Raw genomic sequence first — 10,508 nt, 5'->3', positions numbered from 1 at the left:
GGTGCAGTAACGGTGATTGTCACTTACCAGCGTCTAGGCGTAGCTAAGCTACTGTAAGAAGAAGGTTTTATTCTGAATTCTGGCTCCTGGCTTCTGAATCCTTGAGCGAGGCGGCAAATATGCAACTAACGGTTGGCAAAATTAACAGCATAAGTGGAACGATTACGGTGCCTGGAGACAAATCGATCTCGCACAGGTCGATTATGATCGGCGCGCTTGCCGATGGGGTCACGCATGTTACCGGTTTCTTGGCTGCTGAGGATTGCATAAGCACGATGCGGTGTTTTGAATCGCTTGGCGTTACTATAGAGCGATTATCCGATACAGAACTTAAAATACACGGTGTTGGCTTAAAAGGGCTAAAAGAGCCGGGTGATGTTCTTGATGTTGGCAATTCGGGAACGACGCTGCGGATTTTGCCGGGAATTCTTGCCAGCCAGGACCAGGGCTTATTTGTTGTTTTAACCGGCGATGCATCTATTAGGCGCAGGCCTACCGGCAGAGTGGTAGAGCCTTTACGGTTAATGACGGCGGAAATATGGGGCAGAGAAGAAGGAAATTATCCTCCGCTTGCCATCAATGGGTCCCGGATTGAGAGCATCCAATACAATCTTCCGGTAGCAAGCGCACAGGTGAAAACATGCCTTCTGCTTGCAGCGCTCCTTGCGGAAGGCGAGACCGAGATAAGCGAACCCGCTCAATCAAGAGACCACACCGAGCGCATGCTTGAGCTTTTTGGTGCGCGTATCGATAGCTATGACACCACCTACAAGATTAATGGGGGCCAGCGGCTGAAAGCAGCACCGGTCGATGTTCCCGGCGATATTTCAAGCGCGGCGTTTTTTATGGTTGCGGCATCAATTGTAAATGATTCCTCTTTGAGAATAGAAAACGTTGGCGTCAACGAAACAAGAACCGGCATCATTGATGCCCTCTACGAAATGGGCGCAAACATCCTCTTAAGCGATCAAAGAGACGTAAGCAACGAGCCGAGGGCGAATATGGAAATCAAAAGCGCTCAACTAAAAGCAACCATCCTCGAGGGAGAAATTATCCCCCGATTAATCGACGAGATACCCATCATCGCGGTTGCGGCCACCCAGGCCGAAGGCCGCACCGAAATAAGAGATGCGCGTGAACTCAGGGTGAAAGAGAGCGACCGCATAGCCGCCCTCAGCGCAGAACTTAGAAAGATGGGGGCCATCATCGAAGAGCTGGACGACGGCATGATAATCCACGGCCCGACCCCTCTCAAAGGCGCCCGTGTAAACAGCCACGGAGATCACCGAATTGCGATGTCGCTGGCGGTTGCCGCCCTGGTAGCCGATGGCGAGACCGTTATAGAGAACAGCGAGTCTATCGCTATCTCTTACCCCTCGTTTGTAGGGGACGTTCTTAATTTGCGCAAATAACTAGCCGACGTCCCCGTCGCTAGTTATTTGCGCAAATTAAGAACGTCCCCTCTAGATAGCTATAGAAATTGAAATTTGCTACTATTGAACAATGATAATCGCGATTGATGGGCCTGCGGCCTCGGGAAAAAGCACAGTTGCAAAAGAAGTGGCGAAACGGTTGGGGTTTAAGTACGTCGACACCGGCGCCATGTACCGGGCTGTGACCTGGAAGGCCTTAAAAGAAAGAATCGATATCACCAACGAGGATGCGCTTGCCGCACTTGCTCGAAGCGCCCAGATCGAGATGGATGGGCTGGATGCGTCGCAACACCTCATCGTACGGATAGACGGCGATGATGTTACGGAGGCGATACGAACCCCAAAGGTGAGCGCTGCCGTGTCGACTGTGTCTAAAGTGCCTGCCCTGAGGTCGGCGCTTATCAAGAAACAGCGTTCGTTTGCAGATAGCTATCCCGACCTTGTGATGGATGGAAGGGATATCGGGACGGTTGTATTCTCCGATGCCGAGGTAAAGGTGTTTCTAAAAGCTTCTGCGGTCGAGCGGGCTAAACGGCGGTACCGCGAGCTCAAGGAAAAAGGGCACGCAATAGACCTGTCTACGGTCGAACGGGATATCGTGACAAGAGATAAAATCGATTCGACAAGAACGACCGGGCCACTAGCGAAGGCGCCGGATGCACGTGCAATCGATACGACAAATAAGACAATCGGCCAGGTAGTGCAAGAAATAGTGGATTTAGTGAAAAAGCAGAAAGAAAAGCAGAAAGAGTAGAAGGAAGCTGAGAAAAGCTAAGAGAGCTAAAAGTTATGTTCTATAAACTGGTCTACACGTTGCTTGTTCTTATCATGAAACCCCTTTATAGATTTAAGATTATCGGAAAGCACAATATTCCGAAAACCGGTCCCGTAATCATTGCTCCCAACCATATGAGTTATCTTGACCCCATTATGGTTGCGTTTGTCGCCAGGCCGAGGCCGGTTAATTTTATGGGAAAAGCATCGCTCTTAAAAATCCCGGGATTCGGCAAAGTGTTAAAAGCGCTGCACACGTTTCCGGTTAACAGGGGAACGGTGGATAAGGGGGCGATAGTCCAGTCGCTGAAAATATTATCCAAAGGCGAAGTGCTGCTGATATTCCCCGAGGGAACGCGGCATAGAGAGGGAAAACTGGGGAAGCCGTTTCCGGGAGTCTCGTCGATCGCCTTAAAAACCGGGGCGACAATCGTGCCGGTCGGGATAATCGGAACCGATAAAGTGCTACCGGACGGTAGCAAATTACCGAGGTTCCCCAAGTTAAAAGCGATAATCGGGGAGCCAATTCGGGTTGAAAAAGTCGCTACGGCGGATAGAAAAGAAAAAGAGGCCGCACTTACCGCGCGGGTGATAGGTGAGATAGAAAGCCTCATAGCAGGTGGAAAAAGGTGAAAGTTACAACGGCGAAACATGCGGGCTATTGCTATGGAGTTCAGAGGGCGCTCAAACTTGCGCTTGAAGCAACCGTCGGCTCCGAGAAGCCGATTTATACATTAGGCCCGATTATTCATAATCCCCAGGTCGTCGAGTCTCTTGAAAGGCAGGGGGTGAGGGCGGTGAACTCTGTTGATCAGGTCGATACGGGAACTATTATCATCAGAACGCACGGCGTCGATCCCAAGATTACCGTAGCCGCCCGCAAACGAGACCTGGAAGTTATAGATGCGACCTGCCCGTTTGTCGCGAAAGCGCAGCAAAGGGCGGCAAGTCTCGTTAAAAGCGGCTATAAAGTAGTAATAGTCGGCGAGAGAAATCACCCGGAGGTTGCCGGGCTTCTGGCGTTTACCGACAACAAGGCCTTGGTTGTTGAAAATGCCAACGAGCTTAAGAATATAAAAGAGATGAACAGGGTGGGCGTTGTGGTGCAGACCACGCAGTCCATCGAGAACCTGAAAAATATCGTTGAAGGGTTACTCAGCAAAACAAAGGAACTTAAAGTGTTCAACACGATTTGCAACGCGACCAGCCAGCGACAGGAGGCGGCGCGGGAACTCTCGGAGATGGTCGACCTTATGCTGGTTGTGGGCGGCAAAAACAGCGCCAACACAACGCGTCTGGCCCAGATCTGCAAGGAAAACAATAAGAAGAGCTACCATATCGAGACCAGCGATGAGATTGAAGAGGCGTGGCTTGATGGGATAAAGCATATCGGTGTAACAGCGGGCGCCTCCACCCCGGACTGGATCCTCAAGGAGGTAATCGACCGCGTAAAGGCGCTGGCCGATTAAATGGTGCAAACATGATTGCGGCGGAAGTATCTGAGGTAAAGCCGGATGGTCTTGCGCATAAAAACGGAATAAGGGCGGGCGACAAAATTATATCGATCAACGGCAAAAAGCTCCGCGATATACTCGATTACGAGCTTGCCACCGCCGATGAGGTGCTCAACGTCGAGCTAGAGCGCGATGGCGAACATCGACATATAAAGATCGACAACCCGCATCTTCTCGGGCTTGGGATATATTTTTCGACGTCTTTGTTCGATGGGATAAAAACCTGCGCCAACAAATGCGTTTTCTGCTTTATCGATCAGTTGCCGCCGGGTATGAGGGAGGCGGTTTACGTAAAGGACGATGATTACCGCCTTTCGTTTCTCTATGGCAATTTCGTGACGCTTACCAATATGAACAACGAGGATATCGACCGGATTATCGAAGATAGGATAAGTCCCCTCTACATATCGCTTCATGCGACGAATCCGCAGCTGCGCTTGATGATGCTCGGCAGAAAGAAGAAAGACAAAACACTCGTTTACCTGCAACGACTTTCCGATGCCGGAATCGAGATTCATATTCAAATGGTCATGTGCCCCGGTTTAAACGATAAGGATGAGCTGGAGCGCTCGATCAAAGAGCTTTCGAGCGACTATCCAAACGTAGGTTCAGTCGGCCTTGTGCCGGTCGGCTTGACCGGATATAGGGACGGCTTATACCCTTTGCGTTCGTTTGAAAAACAAGAGATAATGGAGCTTATTGAGCAGGTCGAGCGGTGGCAGGAAAAGCTCGAGAGGCAGAAGGGCGAGCCGTGGGTCTATATTGCCGACGAGTTTTACATCGCCGCAGGCCGTAAGCTTCCAACCATTGCGCATTACGGGGAGTTTCCACAGATAGAGAACGGCATCGGCTTATCGAGCCTCTTCATCGACGAGGCGGAGCACGGCATCGAGCAGTTGAAGGCCGTTGCGAGCAAGAATAAGCACGAACAACGAACAACAAAAGCGGTAAAACAAGCACAAACAGCGCAAGGTCAGAAAACAGGGCAAGTAGGGCATACAGGGAAAGCACTACCGAGAATTGCGCTGGTAACAGGCGAGTTGTTTGCGGGTATACTCGAAGGCATTGCCCATGACATACATCAAATCACGGGGATCGCTATCGATGTGATCCCCGTTGAAAATAAGTATTTCGGTGGAAAAGTAAACGTAACCGGTTTATTAACCGGAACGGATATCGTTTCAAGCGCACGCCGGATGTTTTTGGAACACGGCGTGCCGGATATATTAGTCGTACCCGATGTGGTACTGAACGCGGACGGCCTTATGCTCGATGGCTACTCGCCCGAACGGGCGGCGTATGAGCTGGGTGTAGAGGTAAGAGTTTTCGGAAGCTCGGGCGAAGGATTTATCGAAGGGTTTATGGAGGTTATAGAAAACTAGATGTCATATCCTTTAGTTGCGGTCGTCGGAAGGCCGAATGTCGGAAAATCGATGTTGGTAAATAGAATGGTAGCGACCCAGCAGGCGATTGTGCATGAAACCGCCGGGGTTACGCGCGATCGAAACTACGTCGATACCGAATGGAACGGCAAGACCTTTACAATTATCGACACCGGCGGCATTGATTTCGGGGTCGATAAATCGATGGGCAAGCAGATTACCGAGCAGGCGCTTCTCGCCATTGAGGAGGCGGATGTAATCCTTTTCGTCGTTGATGGAATGGTCGGCCAGATGCCCGAGGATGACCTTGTAGTAAAGCACCTCAGGGGTTCGACGAAGCCCGTTATCCTTGCGGTAAACAAGATCGACGATATCGTCCACGAGGCGGCGATCTACCAGTTCTACAACCTGGGGTTGGGCGAGCCGTATCCGGTATCCGGAATGCACGGGCTTGGCGTCGGCGACCTTTTGGATGCGATAACGGCGCTGTTGCCATCCGTCGAGAGAATCGAAAATGCGGATGAGGTAAAGGTTGCCCTGGTCGGCAAGCCGAATGTCGGGAAATCCTCGATACTCAACAGGCTTCTCGGCGAGGAGCGGGTGATCGTAAGCGAAGTCCCCGGTACCACGCGGGACGCCATCGATACCGTATTCGAAAAAGACGGCGTGACGTACCGCTTCATTGATACCGCCGGCTTGCGGAGGGCGCCCAGGGTAAAAGAAGATATCGAATATTACAGTTTTTTAAGGTCGCTCCGGGCGCTCGACCGGGCGGACATTGCGGTTATCGTGATGGATTCCGAGGAAGGCCCGACAACCCAGGACCAAAAAATAGCAAGTCTTGTAGAAGAGCGGGGATGCGCCAGCATTCTCGTTTTAAACAAATGGGACTTAGTCGAAACCCGCGAGAAGGCGGATAAAGTGGAGGACGTTCTCGAGACCAAATTGCGGTTCCTTGATTATTCACCCAGGTTGAAAGTCTCGGCTAAAACAGGCAGCGGCGTAGTCAAATTATTTACGCTGTTCGACCAGGTAATGGCCGAATACGACAAACGGGTTTCTACCGCATCCATAAACGGCCTGATAATGAAGATTAAAGCGGAAGGCCTTCAACCCGCAAAAGGTGGGCGCACGCTCAAGATGTCGTACGCGTCGCAGACCGGAACCAGGCCCCCGACATTCGTGTTTTTCGTAAACCACCCACAACTTGTAACGCCATCCTATGAACGCTATATTGGAAACCAGATCAGAAAGACCTACGGTTTTATCGGTTGCCCGATCAATATACATTTTAGGAGCAAATATAGATAGGGACCAGGGAAGATCGGTGAATGGTGAATGGGTTAATTGGTGAATGGGGCGCGGGTCTAGAGAGCGATCTATTAAGGTGTTTATAGGGATGTCATTCTGAAGCGTTGTGAAGAGTAAGAAGAAGGTTTTCCCTGGCCCCTGGCCCCTAATATAACAGGAGATACTGTTGCTAGTTCTATCCATAGCACTACTCATAGCATTTGCGTACATACTAGGCTCGGTACCGTTCGGTCTTGTTATCGCCAAGGTGTTTTATCGCGTTGACATCAGGCAGCATGGGAGTGGCAATATCGGGGCGACAAATTGCCTCAGAACGCTCGGTCCAATCGCGGGATTTTTGGTGCTCACCGCAGATGTCTTGAAGGCGATGATCCCCATATTGATAGCGCAAGCGGTGTTATCGGATAGCCCGGATATCGTGCCGCTAATGAGCGTAATTGTAGGATTATCGGCGGTTATCGGCCATAGTTATTCAATATTCTTGGGGTTCTCCGGCGGAAAAGGGATGGCCACCGCATCGGGTATTATATTGGCCCTCTGGCCATGGGCGGCGCCTATTCTGGTCGGCATCTGGCTATTGGTGATAGCGCTAACGCGATACGTATCGCTCGCTTCGATAATCGTGGCTCTAACGCTACCGGTATTGGTGGCGATATTATATCCATCAACGGTATATATAGCGTTCTCTCTACTTGTTGGACTGGTAGTCGTTTATAGGCACAGGTCGAATATATCCAGGTTACTGGCGGGTACCGAGCTAAAGATGGGGGAAAAGAGCATGGAGGCAGATTAAACTGAACGATATAGCGGTAATAGGAGCCGGTAGCTGGGGGACGGCGGTCGCAAACCTCCTGGCCAATAAGGGATATAGCGTGCATCTCTGGGCGCGAGATACATCTGTTGTCGAAGCGATTCGTGAGACCGGTCGCCATCCCAAATACCTGAAAGACATAGATGTACACGAAAATATAGCGCCGACAGTCGATCTCGAAGAGGCGATTGGGCCGGCGCATGTCGTGGTTATGGCTACTCCGTCGCATGCCATGCGAGACATAGCCATCAAGGCAAAAGGTCTCATTTTGGGAAATAAAAAAGTTGTAAGCCTTGCAAAAGGTGTCGAGCAGAATTCATTAAAGCGGATGTCGCAGGTCTTGGAGGAGATGCTTGCCCCCGAGATGCAAAACAAGATCGCCGTTTTGTCCGGGCCGAACCACGCTGAGGAGGTAAGCAAATATATTCCTTCTGCGACGGTGATATCGAGCAGGAGCAAAAGCGTTGCCGAAGAACTGCAAAATGTTTTTATGACGCCCTTTTTCAGGGTCTATACAAACCCCGATCTTGTAGGGGTCGAGCTGGGCGGAGCGACTAAAAACGTGATCGCGATAGCCGCCGGTATCTCGGACGGCCTGGGATACGGCGATAACACTAAGGCGTCCTTGATTACAAGGGGCCTCGCCGAAATGATTCGCCTCGGGCTCGCGATGGGCGCGGATGTCCGCACGTTCGCCGGTCTCGCCGGTATGGGTGACCTGGTAGTAACGTGTATGAGTAAACATAGCCGTAACCGAGGGGTCGGCGAGATGCTTGGAAAAGGTATGACGCTCGATCAGATTACCGGCGAGATGAGCATGGTGGCGGAGGGCATAAAAACCGCGGGCGCCATACGTGATATGGCCAAAGAGCACAACGTGTATATGCCGATAACCGAGCTTGTTACCGAGGTCTTACACGAAGGCAAGAACCCGTTCGCTTGCGTATCCGAGCTGATGATGAGGGGCGCCGTAGAAGAAATTCGCGGCCTCTCCTGGGAAACCGAGTAGGATTAGCGACTGCGAACCATACAGACAAGGAGAGAACTTATAGATGAAGATACTGCTGATTTCCCCACCGTGGATCAAAGTCCCACCGAGCGGTTATGGCGGCATCGAGTGGGTGGTTGCACTTCTCGCGGATGAGCTGGTAAAGAGAGGGAATGAGGTTGTTTTATTCGCAACAGGTGATTCCGATACGCTGGCCGACGTAAAATACTTCTATGAAGAGGGCCAAACTTCAAAGCTCGGAACGCTCAACATGACGATTTACGACTCGATCCAAGTAAGCGAGGCCTATAAAATCGCGGAAGAGTTTGAGATAGTCCACGACCATAGCGGCTTCCTAGGGGTTGCGTTTTCTCACAAAATCAAGCGGCCGATGCTTCACACGCTTCACGGGCCGTTTACCGCTGATACCTCGATGTTTTACACGCACTTTAAAGATGCGGCCTACTATAACGCGATAAGCGACTACCAGCGAAGTTGCCTGCCTATTCTGAATTATGTCGACACGGTGTATAATGCGATCGATATCCATAATTACCCATTCTCAAAAGTAAAGGATGACTATCTTATCATGGTCAGCAGAATCAGCGAGGCCAAGGGGACGCACCTCGCGATTGAAGTTGCAAAAGAGCGGGGAGAAAAGCTTATCCTGGTGGGAAAAATCGACCCGATCGATATGGAGTATTTCGATGCCAAAGTAAAGCCGCACATCGACGGCAAGCAAATAGTCTACACCGGCGAGATCGATGAGGCCGAGAAACGGCAGCTTTTAAAGATGGCGAAGTGTTTTGTGTTCCCGATACAGTGGCCCGAGCCGTTTGGCCTGGTTATGGCCGAGGCAATGGCCTGCGGAACCCCGGTTGTGGCGATTAGAAACGGCTCGTCCCCCGAAGTCGTTGCCGATGGGAAGGTCGGCTATATCGTCGAGACCGTAGACGAGATGCCCGCCGCGATCGACAATGCGCTTAAGATAGACCCCCAGGTTTGCAGGGATTATGTGCTCGCCAACTTCAGTCCCGAAACAATGGCGGATAAATACGAGCAGAACTACAGGAAGATACTAGAGAAGCAATGACAGATATAGATAAAGCGCTAGATAAAGTACTAGATAAAGCGATAGATGATGTGCTAGCTGACGTGCTATATGAAGCGCTTACTAATTGGAAAGAGCATCCGGAAAAATCCGGCATATTCAGCGACCTTGATGGAACCCTAAGCAAGATAGCCCCTACGCCGGCAGAGGCGATCGTTACGCCCGAAATGAGAAAAGTATTGCAAGACATTAATAAGAAATACGCGGTCGTAGGGATAGTGAGCGGGAGGGACTCAACCGAGGCCCGCAGGATGGTAGCGCTTGAAAACCTCGTTTACATAGGCAACCACGGTCTTGAGTGGCTGGAAGACGGCAAACAATTCTATGTACCCGAGGCATTCAACTTTTTCGGCCTGGCAGGAAACCTTGCATCTGAACTATCTGATATATTCAACGCTACGGGCTACTTCGTGGAGAGAAAGAAGCTCGGAGTGGCCGTGCATTATAGGCAGGTTGAGGACAAAGAGCAGGCAAAAGCGCGGATAGAAGAGGTATTAAAACCTATGCTTGCAAAATACCCTTTAAAACAAGCCGAAGGCCGGTATGTTATCGAGCTAAAGCCGGACCTGCCGGTAAATAAAGGTGACGCGGTAACGGTTATTGCGCTGCGTGCAGGCATCGAGAGGGCCATGTATCTGGGCGACGACGTGACGGATATCGACGCATTCCAAGCGCTTCGGCAATTAAGGGATGAGGGACGGTTGCAAACAGTATCGATCGCAATAGCCTCAGATGAGAGTGCACCCGCCGTCATGCAGGAGGCCGACTATGTGGTCCAGAGCGTCGATGCGGCGGAGGCCCTGTTGCGGTGGATGTCTTCTATCCCAAGGGTGAGATAAATGAAAGACCTTTTGGTGCATACGTGTTGCGGGCCGTGTTTTGTGTATCCGCACAGCATACTTAAAGACACATATAGAATAACGAGCTATTACTTCAACCCGAATATCCACCCGTCCATGGAATACATGAGGCGGCTCGAAACGCTGGCCGGGTTCTGCTCTTCTGCTGGGGTCGATTTGCGCGTCGGCGAGTACGACCCGCAGGTGTACCTGCGCGCGGTCGCAGGCAACGAAAACGACAGGTGCCGCACGTGCTATAGCATTCGCTTGAACGAGGCGGCCCGGTTTGCCGCAGAAAAGGGATACGATGCGTTCACGACGACTCTTCTGATAAGCCCTTACCAG

Annotated in this window: 11 protein-coding genes; all 11 read left to right on the top strand. The window is 51.2% G+C overall.

Features of this window, described 5'->3' with window-relative positions; translation table 11 throughout:
• Positions 1-119 precede the first annotated feature (119 nt).
• Complete coding sequence (gene aroA / locus COY37_RS06510; RefSeq protein ID WP_286677960.1) at positions 120-1,412, top strand: 3-phosphoshikimate 1-carboxyvinyltransferase; 1,293 nt, start codon at positions 120-122, stop codon at positions 1,410-1,412.
• Between the two features lie 91 nt (positions 1,413-1,503).
• The gene (gene cmk / locus COY37_RS06505) at positions 1,504-2,187 is read left to right on the top strand and encodes a (d)CMP kinase (protein ID WP_286677961.1); all 684 of its coding nucleotides are present in this window, start codon (positions 1,504-1,506) and stop codon (positions 2,185-2,187) included.
• A 35-nt stretch (positions 2,188-2,222) separates the two neighbouring features.
• On the top strand, positions 2,223-2,840 hold the full coding sequence (locus tag COY37_RS06500) for a lysophospholipid acyltransferase family protein (RefSeq protein ID WP_286677962.1): 618 nt from the start codon (positions 2,223-2,225) through the stop codon (positions 2,838-2,840).
• Positions 2,837-3,676: a 4-hydroxy-3-methylbut-2-enyl diphosphate reductase gene (locus COY37_RS06495; protein WP_286677963.1), complete on the top strand. Its 840-nt coding sequence runs from the start codon at positions 2,837-2,839 to the stop codon at positions 3,674-3,676. The genes COY37_RS06500 and COY37_RS06495 overlap by 4 nt, the downstream gene beginning before the upstream one ends.
• A gap of 11 nt (positions 3,677-3,687) precedes the next feature.
• Positions 3,688-5,103 (top strand): DUF512 domain-containing protein, encoded by a 1,416-nt coding sequence (locus COY37_RS06490; protein ID WP_286976860.1) that lies wholly within the window; start codon positions 3,688-3,690, stop codon positions 5,101-5,103.
• Positions 5,104-6,414: a ribosome biogenesis GTPase Der gene (gene der, locus COY37_RS06485; protein ID WP_286677670.1), complete on the top strand. Its 1,311-nt coding sequence runs from the start codon at positions 5,104-5,106 to the stop codon at positions 6,412-6,414. It begins immediately after the preceding gene.
• A 166-nt stretch (positions 6,415-6,580) separates the two neighbouring features.
• The gene (gene plsY / locus COY37_RS06480) at positions 6,581-7,207 is read left to right on the top strand and encodes a glycerol-3-phosphate 1-O-acyltransferase PlsY (protein ID WP_286677669.1); all 627 of its coding nucleotides are present in this window, start codon (positions 6,581-6,583) and stop codon (positions 7,205-7,207) included.
• Entirely contained in the window at positions 7,203-8,234 is a 1,032-nt protein-coding gene (locus tag COY37_RS06475) for an NAD(P)H-dependent glycerol-3-phosphate dehydrogenase (protein ID WP_353682415.1), read from the top strand. The genes plsY and COY37_RS06475 overlap by 5 nt, the downstream gene beginning before the upstream one ends.
• Before the next feature lie 43 nt (positions 8,235-8,277).
• Positions 8,278-9,306, top strand: coding sequence for a glycosyltransferase family 4 protein (locus tag COY37_RS06470; RefSeq protein ID WP_286677668.1), 1,029 nt, complete (start codon positions 8,278-8,280; stop codon positions 9,304-9,306).
• Positions 9,303-10,163 carry a trehalose-phosphatase gene (otsB, locus tag COY37_RS06465; RefSeq protein ID WP_286677667.1) on the top strand — a complete coding sequence of 287 codons (861 nt, stop codon included), beginning with the start codon at positions 9,303-9,305 and terminating at the stop codon, positions 10,161-10,163. The genes COY37_RS06470 and otsB overlap by 4 nt, the downstream gene beginning before the upstream one ends.
• On the top strand, positions 10,164-10,508 hold a 345-nt coding region (locus COY37_RS06460; protein ID WP_286976856.1), incomplete at its 3' end, for an epoxyqueuosine reductase QueH.

This window comes from Candidatus Aquicultor secundus (assembly GCF_002791875.1).
Taxonomy (GTDB): Bacteria; Actinomycetota; Aquicultoria; order Aquicultorales; family Aquicultoraceae; genus Aquicultor_A; species Aquicultor_A secundus.
Note: the sequence above shows the minus strand (reverse complement) of the source record. Positions and strands in the feature narration are given on the sequence as shown.

What these genes read in the sequence shown, in the direction of transcription:
- aroA (WP_286677960.1), top strand. Translation starts at nt 120, where the DNA reads ATGCAACTAACGGTTGGCAAAATTAACAGCATAAGTGGAACGATTACG.
- cmk (WP_286677961.1), top strand. Translation starts at nt 1,504, where the DNA reads ATGATAATCGCGATTGATGGGCCTGCGGCCTCGGGAAAAAGCACAGTT.
- COY37_RS06500 (WP_286677962.1), top strand. Translation starts at nt 2,223, where the DNA reads ATGTTCTATAAACTGGTCTACACGTTGCTTGTTCTTATCATGAAACCC.
- COY37_RS06490 (WP_286976860.1), top strand. Translation starts at nt 3,688, where the DNA reads ATGATTGCGGCGGAAGTATCTGAGGTAAAGCCGGATGGTCTTGCGCAT.
- der (WP_286677670.1), top strand. Translation starts at nt 5,104, where the DNA reads ATGTCATATCCTTTAGTTGCGGTCGTCGGAAGGCCGAATGTCGGAAAA.
- COY37_RS06470 (WP_286677668.1), top strand. Translation starts at nt 8,278, where the DNA reads ATGAAGATACTGCTGATTTCCCCACCGTGGATCAAAGTCCCACCGAGC.
- otsB (WP_286677667.1), top strand. Translation starts at nt 9,303, where the DNA reads ATGACAGATATAGATAAAGCGCTAGATAAAGTACTAGATAAAGCGATA.